The organism is Pseudobdellovibrionaceae bacterium (assembly GCA_023898385.1).
In the GTDB taxonomy this organism is placed as follows: domain Bacteria; phylum Bdellovibrionota; class Bdellovibrionia; order Bdellovibrionales; family UBA1609.
Genome location: CP060220.1, coordinates 394,243 through 415,047 on the forward strand (window position 1 = coordinate 394,243; position 20,805 = coordinate 415,047).

Annotated in this window: 9 protein-coding genes; 5 read left to right on the plus strand and 4 right to left on the minus strand. The window is 46.5% G+C overall.

What is annotated here, in order from left to right; translation table 11 throughout:
• The first annotated feature begins 424 nt into the window (after positions 1–424).
• The 3 genes from H6626_01680 to H6626_01690 all read left to right on the plus strand — a co-directional run bounded on the left by H6626_01680 (position 425) and on the right by H6626_01690 (position 9,729).
• Complete coding sequence (locus H6626_01680; protein ID USN47828.1) at positions 425–7,861, plus strand: hypothetical protein; 7,437 nt, start codon at positions 425–427, stop codon at positions 7,859–7,861.
• 93 nt (positions 7,862–7,954) lie between these two features.
• Entirely contained in the window at positions 7,955–8,479 is a 525-nt protein-coding gene (locus H6626_01685; protein ID USN47829.1) for an FKBP-type peptidyl-prolyl cis-trans isomerase, read from the plus strand.
• Positions 8,476–9,729: a hypothetical protein gene (locus H6626_01690; protein USN47830.1), complete on the plus strand. Its 1,254-nt coding sequence runs from the start codon at positions 8,476–8,478 to the stop codon at positions 9,727–9,729. Before H6626_01685 ends, H6626_01690 begins: the two co-directional genes overlap by 4 nt.
• A gap of 96 nt (positions 9,730–9,825) precedes the next feature.
• Here H6626_01690 and H6626_01695 read toward each other — a convergent pair whose 3' ends face one another.
• From H6626_01695 to H6626_01705, 3 genes are all read right to left on the minus strand, one after another.
• Positions 9,826–10,641, minus strand: a complete 816-nt coding sequence (locus tag H6626_01695; protein ID USN47831.1) for a mechanosensitive ion channel — start codon at positions 10,639–10,641, stop codon at positions 9,826–9,828.
• A complete protein-coding gene (locus H6626_01700) occupies positions 10,634–13,372 on the minus strand; it encodes a hypothetical protein (protein ID USN47832.1) in 2,739 nt (912 codons plus the stop codon). Before H6626_01700 ends, H6626_01695 begins: the two co-directional genes overlap by 8 nt.
• A 432-nt stretch (positions 13,373–13,804) precedes the next feature.
• A complete protein-coding gene (locus H6626_01705; GenBank protein ID USN47833.1) occupies positions 13,805–14,356 on the minus strand; it encodes a TetR/AcrR family transcriptional regulator in 552 nt (183 codons plus the stop codon).
• A gap of 260 nt (positions 14,357–14,616) precedes the next feature.
• Here H6626_01705 and H6626_01710 point away from each other — a divergent pair, with 260 nt between their 5' ends.
• Positions 14,617–15,474: a hypothetical protein gene (locus H6626_01710; GenBank protein USN47834.1), complete on the plus strand. Its 858-nt coding sequence runs from the start codon at positions 14,617–14,619 to the stop codon at positions 15,472–15,474.
• A 147-nt stretch (positions 15,475–15,621) separates the two neighbouring features.
• On the opposite strand, the gene H6626_01715 is transcribed toward H6626_01710, so the two are convergent.
• A complete protein-coding gene (locus H6626_01715; protein USN47835.1) occupies positions 15,622–18,408 on the minus strand; it encodes a VCBS repeat-containing protein in 2,787 nt (928 codons plus the stop codon).
• A gap of 1,102 nt (positions 18,409–19,510) precedes the next feature.
• On the opposite strand from H6626_01715, the gene H6626_01720 reads away from it, so the two are divergent.
• The gene (locus tag H6626_01720) at positions 19,511–20,482 is read left to right on the plus strand and encodes an HNH endonuclease (protein USN47836.1); all 972 of its coding nucleotides are present in this window, start codon (positions 19,511–19,513) and stop codon (positions 20,480–20,482) included.
• Positions 20,483–20,805: the final 323 nt, after the last annotated feature.

The following is a 20,805-nucleotide window of genomic DNA, read 5'->3' on the forward strand; positions in this document are numbered from 1 at the left end:
AAGCAACGCCTTCGGCGCGAATTCCGCAGCGCTAGTCTTGCTTGTGGCGCTGCGGAGATTTTAGATTGTGAACGTCAAGTGATGGGGCAGGCTCCACACTAACGTCAATTCTAATTGGTACGCTTTTGCCTTCGTGAGAAATCTGCGAGGCTAGTGAGAAAGGCTCTTTGCTTGATCCCGGAAGGTCGGCCTGAGCTAAATGTAAAAAAGTCACTTATAAATTTAGAGTAACTCCGGTGCCAAATGCCTTGTCGCTACAACTGGACGATAGACATCTAAGTGCTGAAAAATACTCGCGACTCCCATTTTGAGACAGTTAGAAAATAAAAAAACGACAAAAAACGACAAAAAACGCTCAAGAAAACTTAAGTCTTGCCGATAAATAATACTGAATTGGGATGACATGGGGGGAGAGGGACCCCGTATGTTTTTTGGACTAATGGAAATGAGCCATTTGGTGAGAGCAGCGATTTTGTCCACATTCTTTATGGTTTGGCTGAGTGGTTGTTTACCCAACCAGTCAACGGTGGACACGAGTTCTCTTCCTAGCATTGTGCTTTCAGCGGCCAGTAACGTTGAAGGTGCCACTATTACTTTTCAAATCAATTTAACAAGTACAGCCGTAGAAGAAGTGACGGTGGAATACACCACGCTTGATAATTCATCGGCCATCGAAGGAGTGGACTACACACCGGTGGTGGGCACTTTGACGATTCCCGTGGGCTCAGATTCAGCGACCATTGAAGTGGCTACTTTAGCGGATTCCCTTAACGAAGCCGATGAGACATTTACTCTGGCCTTTTCAAATGTGGACAATGCAAATCTTTCTACATTTTCGGTGTTGGGTACTATCACTAACGATGATCCACTTCCCAATTTAACCGTAGCTGACATGACAGTAGCAGAGGGATCTGACGCCGCTGTGAATATGACTTTAGATGCGCCTAGTGGTCGAGAAATTCGTCTGACTGTAACTACGCAAAACCTGGATGCCGAGTCTGGCAGTGACTTCACTGTTTTCGACAACAATACAGTTGTGATCCCTGCCGGTCAAACTTCAGCCAGTGTTAGTGTAGCCACTGTGAATGATGTTCTAGACGAAGAAGACGAGGTTTTTAACTTTCTTATAAGCAGCGGCGACTATGTGAATATCGTCGACGGCACATCCACGATTACAATCACTGATGATGATTCTCCACCGTCGGTGTCCATTGCGGATGCCTCAGGCACAGAAGGCCAGAGCCTGGCCTTTTCGGTGACCTTAAGCACCGTGAGCGGAAAAGACGTGGGATTTGACTGGTCCACTTCTGACGGTGCCGCCACACAACCCAGCGATTATTTTTCGGGCGGTGGCGTGGGGATACTGATCCCGAAAGGGAGCCTTTCAACCACGGTGTCTGTATCTACAGTGGATGATGTATCCACCGAGGTTTCAGAAAACTTCACGGTGACCTTGGCTAACCCAAGTAATGCCACTTTGGGAACATCCACAGCCACAGGAACGATCATAGATAATGATGTGATCCCCACAGTGTCTATAGGTGACGTCACTGTCACTGAAGGGGGTAATGCTTCATTCACAGTAACATTGAGTGCGGTCAGCGGACTTCCTGTGTCTGTGGATTGGGCCACTGCTGATAGTACAGCAACAGCCGGAACCGATTATACAGCTGCCTCAAATACATTAACCATACCCGCCGGGACAGGTTCAGCCTCAATAGTTGTGGTAACCAGTGACGATAGTATCGATGAGGCCGATGAAACTTTCTCAGTGAACCTATCTAATCCCGGCAATAGTACTATCGGCGTTTCGACGGGAACAGCCACCGTGGTCGACAATGATCCACTGCCTGTACTTTCGATTAATGATGTCACTGTAAATGAGGGCGATTTGGCAAGCTTCACTGTCTCACTTAGCCCGGTGAGCAGTCGAGATGTGAGCTTCAATTGGGTCACTCAGGATAATACGGCGACGAATCCGGGAGACTATAACTCAAACTCAGGTTCAGTGACCATTCCCGGTGGATCAACCACGGTTTCTTTAGATGTGACCACAGTTGAAAATGCCACTTATGAATCATCAGAAACATTTAGAATTCAAATCTCCAGTCCCGGAAATGCAGTTATCGGTGATGACATTGGTGTTGGTACTATCAATGACGATGATGGTGTACCGAGTTTGTCGATCAATGATGTGGGTGTCACTGAAGGGGGAACAGCCACGTTCACAGTTTCACTAACAGGAGCCACCGAATTAACCACCACTGTGAACTGGACTACTGCTAATGGCACAGCTATCAGTCCAGACGATTACACGTTCAATTCGGGGTCTTTGAGTTTTACTCCTGGTGAAACCACAAAAACTATTGATGTTGTGACAATTGACGATAGCTCAGATGAGGCAGCCCAAACTTTTTCAGTGACTTTAAGCGGAGAAAACAATGCCACCGTGGCAGACGCTTCGGGTGTGGCCACCATATCAGACAATGACTCCAACCCAAGTATTAGTATAGCCGATGGGTCAGCCACAGAGGGCGGGGGAGTGAGCTTTTTGGTCTCATTAAGTGCGGCCAGTGAACAAGATGTCACTGTTGACTGGGCGACCGCAGACAACACAGCTGTCAGCCCCGCAGACTTTACGGCAGCATCGGGAACCTTAACGATCTTAGCTGGCGACACCTCGGGCACCATCAACGTGAGCACAGCTGACGATGCCATTTCTGAATTGAGCGAAGATTTTGTGGTGAACCTTTCTAATCCAGGTAACGCCACTATCAGTGATGCTTCCGGCACGGGGACCATCACAGATAATGACGGTTCGCCGCAATTGTCAGTCAACGACGTTTCTGTGGCCGAGGGCAGTGCCGTTTCATTCACAATCACTGCAAGTAAAGTCAGCTCCCAGAATATCACTGTAGATTATGCCACATCTGACGGCACGGCAGTGGCAGGAAGTGATTACACGGCTGTGTCAGGCACAGCCACTATCTTGGCCGGGTCGACCACAACCACGGTGAATGTGACAAGTCTCGATAATGGAGTTTTTGAAATCAGTGAAACCTACACCCTTACACTGTCTAATCCTGCAAACGCCACAATTAGTGATGCCACAGGTATAGGCACCATTACAGATAACGACACTCAACCCACACTTGCCATTGATGACCCCACAGGTACAGAAGGTGGCAATGTTGTGTTTACTGTGACCAAGTCGGGGTCAACGCAAGAGAGTGTGTCAGTGAATTGGGCCACTTCAGATGGGACGGCCGTGGCTCCAGGAGACTATTCAGCCACTTCAGGAACTTTGATCATAGCCAGTGGCGACTCAACAGGTACTATATCGATTCCTGCCATTGACGACTCAGTTGATGAACCCGACCAGACGATACAAATCACCTTAAGTGGAGCCACCCTGTCTACGATTTCTGATACGACGGGTGTGGGCACTATAACTGACAATGATGCCGCTCCCACGGTATCAATTGGTGATGCCTTGGTGGATGAAAGTGTTGGAACCGCCAATCTCAGTGTTACGCTGAGTGCAGCCAGTGAAAAATCTATTTCTGTGAATTGGGCAACGGCTGATAACACTGCAGTGGCTCCTGACGATTATACATCTAATAGCGGCACGCTAAATTTTGCTGTGGGCGAAACCAGCAAAACTGTAGGAGTGGCGATTATTAATGACTCAGTAGATGAAAATGGTGAGGGACTTAGCGTGAGTTTATCTGGCCCCTCAAACGTCACAGTAGCCGACGGAACAGGTGATATTTCAATCACTGATAACGATACAGCAGCCCTCTCAATAAATGATGTGGCTGAAAACGAGGGTGATAGTCTCACATTCACAATTTCTATTGATAGGACTTCGGTGAATAATGTGAGTGTGAATTGGAGCACCAGTAATGGAACAGCTGTGGCCCCCACGGATTTTACGGCCAACTCGGGCACGGCCACCATTAACGCAGGTCTTTTGTCCACAACTGTGGTTGTTAACACATCTGAAGACACCACATATGAGCTCAACGAAACCTTTACAGTAACTCTAAGTGGCCCAGTGAACGCCACCATCACCGATGCCTCTGGAGCTGGCACAATTAATAATGATGATGCCGCACCAACTTTATCTATTGATGATCCCACAGTGACTGAGGGCGGGACCCTGAACTACACCATAACCCTCACTGGCACCACGGCCGTGGATACTGTATTTGACTGGGCGGCCAGTAACGGAACGGCAGTGGCTCCCGGTGACTACAGTGCGGCCTCCGGCACATCCGTAACTATTACGGCCGGCAGCACTACTAAAGTTGTGACTGTATCCACTTTGGATGACGGGTTGGATGAGTCGGATGAAACAGTAAACGTCACCTTGAGTAATCCAAGTCACGCGACGTTTAGTGATAACGTAGGAATAGGTACGATCACAGACAATGACACTTTACCCACGTTATCTATTGCAGATGTCAGTGTGCAAGAGGGCACCGCCACCGTCACATTCACCATCACGGCCAATACAACAAGTGGGCGAGACATGAGCGTGGACTGGACTACATCTAACGGAACGGCCACTGGCGGTTCTGATTTCACAGCAGACTCAGGAACATTAATTATTCTGGCTGGCCAAACCACAGGCACCATCGTTATTTCTATAAGTGACGACAGCACAGTGTGTGAGATCGGCGAGACCTTTTCAATAGTATTGAGTAACCCCGTAGATGCCGTCATTGGTGACTCTACAGCCATTGCTACCATTTCAGATAACGAACCGTCGTTGTCGCTTGTGGGACCCACCGTGGCTGAAAGTGGCACAGCCACATTCACTGTGAATATGAGTGGAACTTGCGGTCAGGATGTGACATTTGATTGGGCCACAGCCAATGGTACAGCCATAGCCCCGGGAGATTTCACTGCGGGATCAGGGACAGGCACCATTACAGCAGCTACGACGTCGACCACATTTGACGTGACTCTTAATGACGACTCCTTATCAGAGTTATCTGAAGCCTTCTCGGCAACGATTTCAAACCCGACTAATGCCGTGATACTAACTGCCACAGCCAACGCCACAATCACAGATAATGATACTGTACCAAATATCTCTATTAATGATTCAACCATTGTGGAAGGGAATACGGCGAGCTTTACCGTTAGTCTTAATACGGCTGCGGGTTCAAATATAACTGTGGACTATGCCACGGTCGACGTTTCAGCTGTGGCGGGCGCGGGTGATTATACAGCTGCATCAGGAACAGCCACCATCACCGCAGGCTCAACCACGGCAACTATTAATATCACAACTGCCAATGACAACGTCGATGAAATCGATGAAACCTTCAATGTGGTCATTAGCAATCCAAACCTGGGAACCATCACAGACAACACGGGGGTTGCGACACTACAGGATAACGATGCCATCCCGAACCTTTCCATTTCAGATGTCTCTCAAAACGAAGGCCTTTCGGCTGTGTTCACCGTATCCATGGATCGACCCAGCTACCAAGATGTGACTTTTGATTGGGCCACTAGTGATGTCTCAGCTTTATCGGGATCTGATTACACCGCAAGTTCCGGTGCCGGCGTGACCATATCGGCAGGTTCCACTTCAACAACTGTTAATGTCACTTTGTCTGAAGACGCCGTGTGGGAACCTTCCGAGACTTTTCATGTGACACTATCAAACCCATCCAACGCAGCCATTGTAGACAGTACGGGTGTGGGTACAATTACAGAAGACGACGCGGTACCCACTTTGTCGGTAGGTGATGTTTCTATTGCTGAAGGTGGAGTGGCGGCTTTCACCGTGAGCCTGAGTGGGCCGCTTTCGCAGGCGGTCACTTTTGATTGGGCGACCAGTGACGACTCAGCGGCTAGCGGCAGTGATTACACGTCGGCCTCAAACACGAGTGAGACTATCACGGCGGGATCCACATCAAAGGTGATTAATATCACAACGCTTGATGACAGCCTCTACGAGGGTGATGAAAGTTTTGATCTCACTATCACAAATGTGGGTGTGGCCACTCTCTCTGATGGATTGGCTGTGGGAACGATCACTGAAAATGACAGTAAGCCGACGGTTTCCATTGCCGATGCCGTGGCTGTCACAGAGGGGGCCGTGGCCTCGTTCACCGTGACTCTATCAACGGCTGCAGGCGTGAGCACTAATATTAATTACAGTACCAGTGATGGCACGGCTGTGGCGGCAAGCGACTACACTTCAGTATCAAGCTCCCTTGTCATAGGTGCTGGCCAGGTCACAGGGACTATAAATGTAACAACCATAGATGATTCAGTGATTGATAGTTCGGCCACAGAAAATTTTACAGTCACTCTTGATTTGGCAGACAACGCCACCATTAGTGATGGCTCCGGTGCTGGTAGCATCAACGACAATGAGCCTGTACGAGTGCATGGAAGTTTAGTTTCTGGTGGGTCTATCACGAACTACAAGATGGCACCAGATTCTTCAAAAGTGGTGTTTCTTGGTGATATCGACACAGATGAGACCTTTGAGTTGTACTCCTCAAACCCTGATGGCAGCGGGTTTGCAAAAATTAGTGGTGGACTTGTGTCGGGCGGAGATGTGATTGATTTTGCGATGAGTTCTGATTCATCGAAAGTGGTGTTTATCGCCGATAAAGATGTGAATGACGACATGGAGATCTACTCAGTTGATTTGGATGGCTCAAATTTAGTTCAACTCAATGGATCCTTGATTTCAGGTGGAGATGTGCAGCAGTTCTTGATTTCTGCCAATTCAAGTAAAGTAGTTTATTTGGCTGATGAAGACACAGATGGAAAAAATGAACTGTATTCTGTGGATTTGGATGGCTCGAACCAGCAGTCGATTAGTGGCGGTATAGTCGCTGGTGGAAACGTCACTACTTTTGATATTTCAGCCAATAGCACAACGGTCGTATTCATAGCTGATGCCAGCACAGACGAGGACTTTGAACTGCATTCGGTATCGGTCAGCGGCGGTGCTGTAACAGTCATAAATGATGCCCTTGTCAGTGGCGGGGATGTCACTGACTTTAAGATATCATCCGATTCATCAATGGTAGTGTTTCTTGCTGATGCTAGTACGGATGGGGTGTTTGAGTTATTTTCTGACGCCATAGGCGGCGGAGTGGACAATGCCGTGAGTGGGGCTATGACCAGCGGAGGCAATGTGGTGAGCTTTGCCCTATCGGCAGACTCCTCAAAAGTGGTGTACTTGGCTGACGAGAACGCGGATGAGGATTTTGAGTTGGTGTCTGTCAATATGAGTGGGTCGTCGGCTGTGGTGTTGAATGGATCACTTGTTTCATCTGGTGATGTTACAGGGTTTAAGATTTCTTCGGACTCGAGCCGAGTGGTGTACCGCGCCGATGAAGATACAGACGAGGTTTTCGAACTGTACTCAGTGACGCTATCAGGAACAGGTGCAACAAAGTTAAATGGAGCGTTAGTTTCAGGTGGTGATGTAGCGTCTTTTGATTTGACAGCAAACTCTAGTCGAGTGGTTTACCTAGCCGATCAGGGTACAGACGGATTGATGGAGCTTTATTCGGCGCCCTTAGCTGGTGGTGGTGAGACAAAAATCTCTGCGGCGCTCGTAGCCGGTGGAGATGTGAGCCAGTTTGTGCTGTCACCCGACTCATCGAAGGTCTTGTATCTTGCTGATAAAGACATCAATGATGACGTAGAGCTTTTTGATGTGGCCATCAGTGGGGGCGCGAGCACTCAGGTGAGTGCGGATCTTCCTTCCGGTGGTGACATCACAGGCATGAAAATCAGCCCCGACTCGTCGCGAGTCTTCTACTTGGGTGACCAGCGAGTCGACACAGTGATCGAGCTGTTTTCTGAGGCGCTATAACTAGGCGGGTCGCTTTCGCGACACCGCATAACTAGACCTAAGAACCCTTTACTTGTCTCATTTTGTTACCGATAAAAAGGTAGGAGTGAGAGTATGTCTGAGAAAGTTTATAAAGGTATTTTGGTTTTGGTTGTACTTTCCGGCTTGGTGTTCATTGGTGTATTTTTAAAAGAATCCATGAACAATCCAACAGCCCCAAAAAAAGAAGGGGAGACTTCTGAGGCCAAAGTAAAGCGATCTGTTCCCCCGGCTCCCGACTACAGTTCTATTACCATTCGAGATTCAATAACACGAGATATACTTGTGGGTGAGGGAGCTGTAGTGGCTGAAACGAGCTCTCTCGATATGTCTTATTTGGCGTGGATCTATGATCCTGCGCAAAAGGGCAATAAAGGTCGCCGATTATTTACAGATGAGGCCAATAAGGTTCAATCCATTGCTATGGGTGCTGAACAAATACCCAAAGGTTTAGAAAAGGCCTTAGTTGGCGTGCGAGCCGGGGGGCAACGAGAAATTATTGTGCCCTGGTCGCTGGCTTATGGTGAAGATGGATTGGCCGGTGAGGTTCCGCCCAAAGCCATTTTGCTTTATGAAGTGACGGTCAAAGGAGTGCGATGAGTCTTAAGATATGGGCTGTGGCATTTTTGCTTGTGCAAGTTACGGTACAGGAAGCCACCTATGCGCAGTCCCCTGAGCCTCGTCGACTACCGATAAAAGTTTTAGACCCGCCAGCCAAGCGAATGCGTGGTCTTTGGGTGAATCGGGTTTTCGTTGTTGATGAGGGCAAAAGTCTACTGATAAAAGGCGTTTTGGCGCGAAAAGACTACGACCTGATATATGACGGAAAAGTGGTTCTCAGTGCGGCAGATACCGATGAAAAGCGAAACTACGAGTTTACCGTACCCCACTCCAGCAAAGAATTAATCCTTGAAATCACTGTTCGACATTCAAAGACTCAAGCACTCATGTCAGACAGCTTTGGCCTCACAGATGACCAATTTGATGAGACAAAAGAGTCATCAGTAGCAGAAAATGCGGGAGACACTTCAGCAGCACCGGTTCCTGTGGCAGCAACGCCTCCGGCGGCAGCTGAAGAAACAAAAGTTGAAGAACCTGAGGCCGAGACGGAAGAGCCAAGTCAAAGCCTCGCTGAAAACCATAACAGTGCCAACGTCGCCCGCGAGCCCGCTTCGCAGAAACTCTGCCGCTGCCCATCGTCAGTGACGGGCATCTCTATGAATTTGCCGGATCAAAAGTCTTATCAAGTTCGAATGGAGCTTGGCATGTCCAGCTTGAAGGGGACAGACATAACCACAAAGAAAACTGCAAACTTAGTTTCGCCAACAGACATGTCTTTGTCATTTGAATACTATCAAACCTTTTTTGGTAAAGTGCACACAATGTTCTCTTATGGTTTTTGGATGATGAATCGTTTAGAGCCAGATGGCGGATGGGCGCTAGAAAATGGCAATGTGTTTTTAGATCGTCCGCGTGTGGCCGGGATCTACCAAGTATGGCCAGAGCTTATGTTCTATCCAGGTTTGAGTTACGGTGAGTTCGAAAATGTTCAAATAACAAACAACACCATCACACTCACAAAATCTCGTGAGATCAGTCTTGATTTTGGACTGACCTATTATTTGTACAATATTGATCCTGTGCAATTGGGCCTCATTGTGGATGGATCCTCCCTGGCCTTTATCGACGGAGGATCTCGGCTAAAGCTAGGCGTTGTGGCAAAAGGATTGGGGGAGCTAAGCCCCTATAGCGTGTCGTTTTCGTACAATGAAGACTCAGTCTCCCACAATGCGGCCAAACAGTCGACCACCCGGTTTTCATTGATGTTTGGCTATGAAGGCGGGTTGTAAACGTCCGGACATCCACCTGATTGGTGGCCGCAATGAATCTGATTCGACTCCATCGCAGGTTCTATCGTATGTGATGCACAAATACCCAAAATCTGTCTACTGCACATTGTGAATGGCAAATGTGGGGCGAGGGTTTGATTTAAATATTTTATTGGCCCGGGTGTAAATATCTGTTTCAAGTGCTTTTTCATATTTTACATCAAGCACATAACATTTGCCCGTGATCATCATGACGGGCCGCCCAAGCACGAGGTCTTCTTTTACATTTAAAATAATGGGTTTTTTTAAATACACAAATCGACTGGTGGAAATGACGTCGCGAAGTCGCTGAGTCGTGGCCTCTACGTCTATATCGAGGTCGAAATAAAAATTCACCACGATCATCATGTCAAGCTCGCCGGCGTTCCCTGAGCTGACTGATTCATTAATGAATTTGTTATTTGGGATAGTGACCAAGCTATCATCAAGGGTGAGAAGCCGCACAGCTCTTAGCCCAATGGATTTGATTTCCCCATAGGTACCGTTAAAACTAACCCGATCGCCCACTTGAAAGGGCCGATCAAAAATAAGAATTAGGCCAGCTATGATTGAGGCCACAAGATCTTTCATCGAAAGCCCCACCGCGACGGCAAGGCTTCCCCCAGCGGCAAGCAAAAGTTCGCGTGGCGGGCGAATAATAGTAAAAAACAGAACGTTAATGCCGAAGATGTAGGTGAAAAACGAAATAATGGTCTCAAGCTGCGAGACGAGAAGCCGTCTTGAGGGAAAGGCGCGCTCCACTAATCCTGCCACGTAATTGATGACCTTTACAATTCCCACTAGAACAAACAGACTCATCAAAAATAGAGCGACTTTTTCAATATCAAACAAATTAAAAAACTGCGACACTTGGTCTAATTGACTGTTATCCATAAATCAGATTCCTTCCAAGGAGCTGGGCATGAACCACATATTGACCTTTTGGGTGAACTCGCCACCTGTCGGTATCCATGCGCTCAAGAATGAGACCATCTTCACCAAATTTAAGGGCCTGTTTGAGCTGGCTTATTGGCATATTGCAGACGAGAGAGAGCTCTTCAAAAGATAAGTTTTCATGCTTCACAATGGCGGCATACACCATCAGTGTGTCATCGGGTAAGTCAGATAACATTCGCGGGCTGGTGAATTCAGGCACTGAAATATGAATAGCCTCATCATGGGACAGGTGGGCCGCTGAGAGCCAGAGCTCTTGCGCCGTTCTTGGATTTCCACGAGATTGCCCCCAAAGCAATCTAAAAAACTGCACCTCAAGCCCTGAGGCGGCTTCAAGAATATCACCTTTGTGTACCGCGCTAATGACTGGATCAAACTTGAGTCGATAGGGTGTTTTGCGGTGACGTTTAAGTATCAGGTCATGAATTTCAGAATCCGTCCAAGAGTAAAGCTCAATATTGCGTCCCTGAAAATGCTGAGGTCCAAAAAGACCATTGAGATGAGCTAAGGCTTTTTCATTTATTCCCAGGCACCAAAAAACGTTTTCCAGTTGCAGGCTCATTAAGTGAATAAGCATTCGATAAGCTGACAACCCTTCAGTGAAATTAAGGTAAGCATTATGTATATCATCCACTATCACCAAAGTTTTTTCGGCATTTTTGTCAAACTCTTCGAGGTCTTGGGGTGAATTGATGGTGGTACCTAGTCCATTTGAAAGTTGTTTAAGTAGTTCTAGAGGGTCTGTTATTTTATTCTTTAAGTGAATGTTGCGAACTTTGATTTTTTGCGAATAAATCTGCGAAATCGAACTGAGCAGGGTGGATTTGCCAATCCCATAGTTTCCGTAAACCAACAATAGATCATCGTTAATGCGTTCATTGATCCATCCATCAATGGTATCCATGCAGCTATGTAGAGGCGATCGACTTAGACGCACGCGAATGTCGTCCGACACAGATTCAGAAGATCGGAAACACTCTCGGTACTCGGGGGGAAGCTCAAGGCTGCCTTTATGCTCTAGGTCTTCAGAGGCCTCTTCAAGGCGGCGCTTAAATAGTTCTGATGTTAAACGCTTTCCGGCCTCAAAGTTGGATATCCACTGCATAAACCAGGTGAGCAATAAATATATAATGTTGCCAAATAGAATCACTGGAAAAACGAGATAGCCGAGAGCCTTTGGCGTTTTTTGGATGTTTGCAAATGCCGTCGCGGGCAGCCAATTTTTTGAAAGAGCACCTAACTCCTCTCGCCATTTTTGCGCTTCTATGGCGATTATGCCTAAATTTAAAATAAAAATAACATCAAACACCACGTAGTAAATTAAGGCCCGTCTAACAGCGTCCTCAGTGGCGTGCAAAAACGCCCATTCGGCGAAAAAAAGTACACTGAGAGTTTTCGCCGTCTGTTGAACCTGATTCTGCATGTTTCTTATTTTATCTAAATTTTTCGACAGCAATATTTTTGCAAGTAGAGAGCTTAGTAAAAGCAAAAACATTTTATATAAAATGTAAATGTTGGCGTAGGGCAGGATCAGCGAGACGGGGCCTATCAGGGTCTGAGATAAAAGGGATTGAATAGAAAGCACTGTCAGGTAGGCAAAGACCCAAGGCAAGTAGGGGTTTATTCGTCCGATCCAAACAGCGATTTGAGTTCTGCGCCTGAAATCCAACTGAGAATTGGTAAAAATATTTCGCCGTAATTTTTCTAAATTAACAGAGAGTTTTTTAAAGGCCTGAAACAGGGCAAAGGGAACAAAAAAGACCACAAGAATAAAAAACACCTGTTTGGCGATCCCCATCCAACCACGCAGTCCTTCTCGGCTGAGGGCCTTCAAGTCAAAAAACTTTTCTACCACTGTGGCTACAAAGCGAAGGGGAACCACTTTTACTTCTCGAATAAAATCATCGGCCTGATCGATGCTTAGATCCCACACGGAGTATTCGCCTCGAGAAATAAGCCGACTCATGGTGGCGGCCCGAATACGTCCGGCACTGAGGAGCAGTCGTGACTGCACATCTTTTCGGGTACGAATTAAGAGAGCTGTATCGTTTTCTAGTGTGGCTCTCTCCGCTTGGGCATGTTTATAGGCTTCGTTGATTTCTGCTTTAAGGGCGTCGTACTTGTCAGACGTTACACCCAATTCTTCAGGATGCGGAGGTGGTGAATCTATAGATACAGTTTCTTCGGCAAATAGACTTTCCATAGATCTATTAGCGGCATCTCGCCAAATTAAGGTGGCTTGATTGAGATCGTCACGATGGATAGACGACGGGTGGTCCAATTTTTTTTCAATTGTTTTTAATATTTCTGTTTGTTCTCGTATAAATTGAATTTCTGAATTGAGCTGGTTGTTTTTCTCAATTCGAGTGGCTGATAGAGTCACCAAATACTCTTGCAAAAGCTTCAGGTAGTTGGCGAGGGTTTTTTCAGTTTCTGAATCTGCCGACTGCACCCTTTTTTCCGCTGTATCGGCCAACTTTTCAGCTGTTTCTTTGTCTTTTTCCGCTTGTTTTTTTTCTAACTCTATCTGGTCAAGAACCTGTTCTTGTTTGATGGTTTGCACCTGCAACCCATTGTTGCTCTCAGGTGTTTGCGCAACAACGGGGGTGAGCCAAAAGGCGCACAAAAGAGTGATAAAAAGCGCAAAAAGAGTAGACCTCGACTGTCTCAAGCTGACCTCCAAGTGAGATCTAGCCTATCACTAAGTTTTTTAAATGGCCAATGGTCTACCAAACACCACAGGTAATTGATCGGTCGGCTGGCCAGATTGTTATTCGGCCAAATTGGCACACCTGCCATGCCCAATAGTGGGTTTTCTGTGGGCCAGCCTTGGCGGTCGGCGAGTTCTTGTGGAAAAATATTTTCTTCTTCTTCGATGGCTTGGCTTTTTGAATAGAAATATGCCGCCAGGTACCGGCAGAGAAGTGAAGGGCGTGGGCCAGTTCTTGATACTCGTTTTCAGTAGCTGCCAGTGGGATTCATGCCTCTGCTGAGGCAAAACCCACATGTTGCAAATGGGAATTAACGGCAACAACTGATGACCGTGGGCCATCGCATTGGTTGTCTTTCAAAAGTGCCAACTCATAGTGCGCCGCGCCAGATACTATAAATATTGGCTCACCAATTTTTGGGCTTGTTCGTAGATGTCCTCGCGAGACAGCTGGCTGTCATCAATGGCAATGAAATAATCCACTATTCCCATAACCGCGATGGTCGATAGGTAAATGGCCTGTCGACGTTGCGGGTGATCTTCGGCAATAGAATGGGTCGCGCAGTAATCGTCAATCATATCCGTGGCTCGATTTCTTGCTTCCGCCACATAGGGTTCGCAGTCCAAAGAATAAAGATGTTTGGACATAAATTTATAAATGGTTCGACGGTCGAGGTGGTAGTCTACGGCAAAGCGCACGAGTATTTCAATCGTGCGACTTAGACTCTCTGGCTTTTCGGTTTTCAAAACCATTTTAAGTTTTTCAATACTGTCTTTGGAGTGCCACCGAATCAATGCCGCAATGATAGATTGTTTGTTCGGGAAGTACTGATAAAGCGATCCCACACTGATGCCAGCCTTTCCGGCGATACTTGAGGTGGTTAGTTTGGGTTCTGGTGAACTTTTTAAAATACGAATGGTGGCTTCAAGGATGCTGTCGACCATGACTATGGACCGTCTTTGCTGCGGCAATTTTCTTTGTGAAATTGGGGTCTTAACTTCGTTCCTCGGCATTTGGCCAGTTCCTTTTTGAAAGCGAATTTTTTAGCCTCTTCGCTTCTGTTAACCTGTAGTTACAGCAATTAGCACAACGATAACGCAATAGCCACGGGCATTGCACGAATTGAAAAAAAATAAGTAGAGACTTAATCCCTTGGCGGCATGCGAAGGCAAGGGGAAGGGTCTGTCTTTATGGGGGACAAGATATGTTTGGCTTAGAAAAATATGTGCGCCAGTTCATCATAAATAGAAAACTACGGCCCACGCGGCAGGCGCTGCAAAATAGTCTTAATCTTGTTTTTGAAATCAAGGGTCCCGTGCTCGATTACCACAATGAGATGCAGGTGAAGCGAGAAGAGTTACGCCATCTGTTTGATTCACTTGTGGGTCGGCTGAGTCACCAAGGGGAGCGGCGGGAAGAACTCATTTATTTGTCGCTTATTTATTTTTCGTCTATCGGTAGGTTTATGGTTAAAAAAGCCCCCGAGTGGTTAGAGAGTTGGGGGGAGGGCTTCAAAGCCATCGGTTTTCAAGAAATTTCCAAGAGTTACATCGAGCACGCCAAAGAAGAAGTGGGACATGACAAGTGGCATGAGCGAGATGTGAAAGCTCTTGTTCAAATGTACAACGAAAAATTTAACAAAAACCTGCAAGTGCAGGAAGTGCTTGCCGCTGGAAATCGGCCGTGCATTGAAGCCTACACGCGCTTGAGTGAGGTCACAACTGGGGGAGAGCTTTGTTATCTGTCTTTGGCTGAGCTTTACGAAACCGAAGTTATGGCCCTCGATCTGGCCCCCGCATTTATTAGCTATTGCGTAAAGGAAGTGGGCTTTGAGGTTTTAAAGGGATTAAAGTTTCTAAACGGCCATGTGGTGGCCGATGTGGAGCACATTAAAGAAAATATCGTTCAAATGGATCACTACCTAAAGACCAATCCTGATAAAGTAGCGCAACTTAAATCTGTGGGTGAAGAGACAATTGATGTTTACGCCGACTACTTCAGCGATATTTTAAATCTAGCCGAGGCTTCTCTAAATGGGAAAGCGGAGAGGCGCGTGGGGTAGCCACACTCTATATCAGATGGACGGATGATTTGCGGACGGGATACGGTTGCAGTTGTGGGTGAGAGAGACTAGGTTTAGCAAATACTCGCTCGTCGTTCCTTCAGAGTCGTGCTCAATTTTTAATGGCAAGCGCGATTTAAACGACATCTACTTGAAGATCTCATACCAACTCACCGTTTTGTCGGTATTTGAAGTCTCGACCAAATCCAGCTTTCCATCGCCATTCATGTCGTGCAGAGTAAAATAGTTGTATTCAGCACTTCTCATTACATATTTTTCTGTAAAATTTTGGCTGGCATCATTCCAGTAGATCAATACATTCGTATTCGTGGTGGAGAGAACATCTTTGTAGCCATCACCATCAATGTCAGCCACCATCACGTGTCCGGCGCGATCGGTAAAGGGAGCCACCGTGTGCCTAGTAAAGCTTTCGCTGCCGTTGTTTTCGTGCCATTCGATGACGTCTTCGTTGCTGTCGCCACCGATAATGTCGATGTCCCCGTCATTATCAAGATCCGCCGCGGTGACATTGATTATGCCTACGCTGGGGTCATTGTAGAGGATAGTTTCCGAGAAATTCTGGCTCCCATCATTTGAAAACCAACTTAATGTGGCATTCCATCCCACGTTTAAGAAGTCTAAGTCACCATCTTCATCAAGATCCACGACTTCCACGTCATAGACGGCCGTTTCGGCTTGGCTATAAAGGTTCGAAAATGTCATGTTACCATTATTCTGAAAGTAGCGAATCTGATCATTGGCGCTGTCACCGAGGACAAGATCCCAGTGGCTGTCGCCGTTGACTTTGGCAACGTTAATGTCGCCGACGAAGGTGGTGATCAAATGATTCGAGAACGTCAATCCGCCTGTGTTTTCTAGCCATCGTGTACCATCCGGTCCACCTGATACGATAATGTCCATATCTAAATCATTATCAAAGTCCCAGGCAATGACCCCTCCGGCGCGACCGGCATTGGGTATGGGTTGCAGTATATATCCCATTGCCCCTTCGTTGACTAAGATGTAGATGGCGTTAGAAAAGAGACTGTTTTCAGTGACCACAATGTCAAGATCCAAATCACCGTCGAGGTCTGCAACTGCTGTTTCGTTCAAGTCCTGCAAAAGGATCAAGTTGCCACGGGTTTCGGTGAATGTCTCAGAACCATCATTGTTTTGCACTGTAAAACCGTAGAGTCCAGAGTAGTGCAGGTCAAAATCACCATCGTCATCCAGATCGGCCACGTCCACCCATTGCCCAGAAAAATTAACAGTATTGGTCAGCGATTGCGTAGAATAAACACCGGATCCCGTGTTCTTATACCACTTGGTCATGTCATTTAAGAAAATATCTTTGTGTCCATCTTCATCAATATCCGCAATGAGCATCTGCATGAGGGTTTCGGTGCCAGAGGTTTCCACGGCGTGGGGCGTGAAGCTCTCGCTGCCATTGTTTTCGTGCCAATGGATCGAATTGTTTCCGGATTGAGTGCTGCCGGTGACAATATCGAGTGCTCCATCATTGTTGATGTCGGTCACTTCGATCAAATAGTAGGAGCCTGTGGACGTCACATCAAATAGTTTGGCGTAAGGCCACGATCGGGCGGCGTCACCCTTTAGCCAGTAAACTTCGGTATTTGTAAATCCCACAATATCAGGGTAGCCGTCCTCGTCGAGATCTGAGACGGCAAACGTTTTTGTACCAGGCAGCGATGTTGGAATTGAAGTGGCCACAAAGATATTTTGACCTTTGTTTTCAACAACACTCAATCGATCAACTATGGATTCAATGACTATGAAATCGTAATCAGTGTCGGCATCGATATCAGCTGCTTTTAGTTTGTTGATCGTATTGGCGAATGTGTGTACGGAGAGGTCTGAGAATTTGTTATTGATATTTCGAAACATTTGAATGGATTTGCCGCCGTCGCTTGAAAGAATATAGGCCACATCAGAGTCGCCATCGTTATCGAAGTCGATGATGTTTTGATCGCGAGTTGATTGCGATTGAGATATAGAGTGGTAACGGTAGCGAGTGTCGCCAAGATTTTCATACCAGCCCGTGTTATTGTACCCGCCACCGATGGCATCGAGGTCATTGTCTCCATCCATATCTACGTTTTTAAAGAACTGGGCATTCCACCATCCAACATAGATGGGGTGCTCTACAGAAGATCCTCCGAAAGGGGGTGTTTCTATAATTGATCCCGGGTTGCCGGCATTGTCGATGGCTCGAATTTGTACGATGTAATTGCGGGCCGGATCTAATGTGAGACCACTAATGGTTTCACCACTGGATATGGGCGCCCAGTCAGCGACGACGAGGCTGGACCCCTCACGAAGCACTCGGGCCTCATATCGAGCGACGCCATTTTCATCTTGCCCGGAGGCCTCGTCAAACACGATAGTCGGGATTTCAGACAGCGAAAAGCCGGTCTTTGTCAAAGTGGGAGGCGATACTTCAGGGGGAGGAATATTGTCATGAGTAATGGCCTCGCCTCGACAACCAGAAATAGTGCCATCAGCTAATTTGTAGCGAACAAACAGTTGGTTGGTGTCATTGAGATGATTGAGTTCATAGTTCAGACCGCCAGAGTAGGGTTGCCACTGAGTGCTTGCATCACAGGCAACAAGTGACTCAGCAATAATCAATTCCGTCACATCGACAATGTCGAGGGTGATATTCACCGAAGAGGCACTGGTGAAGCTAGCTCCGCCGTCAATGCTAAAGGCAAAGCTTGTGTCTTCAGAAAGTGAGGGCAGCGTATGCCGAATCTGACCTTTGATAGAATTGTCGCCCAACTGACAGGCAGAAAGACCTAGGGCCATTAATAAAAAGGAGAGGGTAATCGTTGAATGAGGATTAAACAACTTAACGAACACCAGAACCAAGCTCTTAGTTAAAGAAATGATTTTGTGGTAGGTATTCTTTCTCATAAAATTCAATGGACTCCTGCCAACGTGGCCATAAATACCTATCGGCAGAAATCAGAAAATCTTGAGTCTTTTGTCGGGGAAAAGTACGGGGTTTGAGAATAAATGTCGCTTCTTCAAGATAGTGAACTTCAAATCCATAAGGAACGCATCATGACCAGACGAAATGACAGAATGCAGGAAGATAACTCAAGTAAATGGGTCAATATGTCAATATGTCGGTGGAAATTTGTTCGGGGAAATGTATCTCAAAAAGATACAGGTTGAAGGTGATTTTGTATCATTGTGAGGCGTGGGCTTTCAATCGACTTATTTTGAGACGACAACGAATTGTAATAACAAATTACTGGGAAACACGACTAAGATGTGCTGTGAAAATCGTCATTTTTCCAACGCCATGTGTGTCACCCAAACCATTTTTGCAACATATCGAATAGGTTGGGTAATGGGTCATTACGTTTTAGCCTTCTGGAGCCTTGGCGCTTGAAATGGGAATGTGGTATCGCCTTCGCTGAACAGTTCTAATTTGAGTTCGTTGCTGAGTCAAAGTCGACAGCCCCATTCTGCCCGGGCAAAAAATGGTGAGGGCAATATTTTGTGTATTTATTTAAGGCGATTCCGATTGAGCAATGGAAAAACTCATTTAAGAAAACGCCACGTGAATATCCAAACGAGAGGTCCTGCTAGCCATGAGGGCCGGCGATGCAAACTGATAAATGCCAGAAAAACCCAAAGGCTTGGGCCAATGGACGACTTTATTCAAATTCAGTTTGCTTTAATATAGGAGAATCCTCCAACCGAACCCGCCGAATTTCATTGGCCTGGGGACTTTTTAATCTGTGGCAGCCTGGCGTCAAGACGAAAACATTTTTTAAAAACATTTGACAGCTTTTCCGACCACTCTAATAGCCTCGCCACAAAGCTTAATTAGCTCAATGCTCAAAAAAAGATCACAATCACAAAAGCACACCTCGAGTCGGCCATTTCGTGACTCTGACAGGGGCTCTCTGTAGTGATCGCCACCCTTCGAAAACATCACTGCAAATAAAGGGTGTATAAAGATATTCAATAACACAAATCGGTTACTTTTACAGAAGGGGTGATCATGGGTTTTAAAAATCTTCGCGAAGCTAAACGCTCTTTAAGCACCAAAGAGTTTCGTCACATTCAAAAGCAAGCGGAAACTGCGGTTACGCAATTGCAGGGGGCAGAAATTAATCTTATTCAAACTCTTCAATTGGTTGAAGACAATATGGTTCATAGATGGTGTGGATATAATTCTCTATTTGAATATGCCGTGCAATGCCTCCGCCTGAGTCGAGCCCAATCTTATATGTATGTGGGATTGGCAAAAGCCACCCGGCAGTATAAAAAATTGGAATCCGCTCTTGTTGACCAAAGGGTGACGCCGAGTAAAGCCGCCCGAATTCTTTCAGTGATCACGACCGATAATGAGCAAGATTGGGTTTTAAAAGCCGCCTCTTTACCAAAAACCCAACTTGAAAAAGAAGTGGCAAAGATCAACCCGAAAAAGGTTCCTGGTGAACGCAGTCACTATCTCACTTCTGACGTGATCGAAATGAAAATGCCGGTGAGTGAAGAGGTTTATAAAAAACTGGTGCAGGTTCAGGACTTGCTCTCCAGCTCAACGGGACAGGTTGTATCCATGGAAACTGTATTTGAAAAAATGGCCGACCTATTCTTGCAAAAGAATGATCCCGTTGAAAAAGCAAAAAGACGCCAAGATAAAGGCAAGCTATCCATACACATTTCCCATCCGGCCATCAACCCCAGAGGCGATCGTCTGCCCATACCAAAAGAAATCGAGCATCAGGTGAACTTAAGAGATCAACGCCAATGCCAGCACCGTTACCCATCAGGTGAAAAATGCAAATCTAGGAGATGGTTGCATTTGCATCATCGGGTGCCGGTGTCGCTCGGTGGCGAGCACAGTGTGGATAATTTAATGACCCTTTGCCCGGCCCATCATGAACTAGTGCATTTGTTATTGGAGGAACAAGCCCAGTTACCAAAAACCAAGTACGAACATTCTGCCCGGGCAGAAAGTGCTTTTTGAGATTTTTGGGATTATCACCAGATAGGCGAGAAGAGTCGATTTGAGTTTGCTGTTGAGTGAGTTGGTCGATATCCCCGTTTTCTGCTCGGGCAGAAAGTGCTTTTTGAGTTTTTTGGGATTATCACCAGATAGGCGAGAAGAGTTGATTTGAGTTTGCTGTTGAGTGAGTTGGTCGATATCCCCGTTTTCTGCTCGGGCAGAAAGTGCTTTTTGAGATTTTTGGGATTATCACCAGATAGGTGAGAAGAGTCGATTTGGGTTTGCTATTGGGGGTCTTGGTCGATATCCCCGTTTTCTGCCCGCACAGAATGTGCGTTTAGAGT

What these genes read in the sequence shown, in the direction of transcription:
- H6626_01680 (USN47828.1), top strand. Translation starts at nt 425, where the DNA reads ATGTTTTTTGGACTAATGGAAATGAGCCATTTGGTGAGAGCAGCGATT.
- H6626_01685 (USN47829.1), top strand. Translation starts at nt 7,955, where the DNA reads ATGTCTGAGAAAGTTTATAAAGGTATTTTGGTTTTGGTTGTACTTTCC.
- H6626_01690 (USN47830.1), top strand. Translation starts at nt 8,476, where the DNA reads ATGAGTCTTAAGATATGGGCTGTGGCATTTTTGCTTGTGCAAGTTACG.
- H6626_01695 (USN47831.1), bottom strand. Translation starts at nt 10,641, where the DNA reads ATGGATAACAGTCAATTAGACCAAGTGTCGCAGTTTTTTAATTTGTTT.
- H6626_01705 (USN47833.1), bottom strand. Translation starts at nt 14,356, where the DNA reads ATGGTCGACAGCATCCTTGAAGCCACCATTCGTATTTTAAAAAGTTCA.
- H6626_01710 (USN47834.1), top strand. Translation starts at nt 14,617, where the DNA reads ATGTTTGGCTTAGAAAAATATGTGCGCCAGTTCATCATAAATAGAAAA.
- H6626_01715 (USN47835.1), bottom strand. Translation starts at nt 18,408, where the DNA reads ATGAGAAAGAATACCTACCACAAAATCATTTCTTTAACTAAGAGCTTG.
- H6626_01720 (USN47836.1), top strand. Translation starts at nt 19,511, where the DNA reads ATGGGTTTTAAAAATCTTCGCGAAGCTAAACGCTCTTTAAGCACCAAA.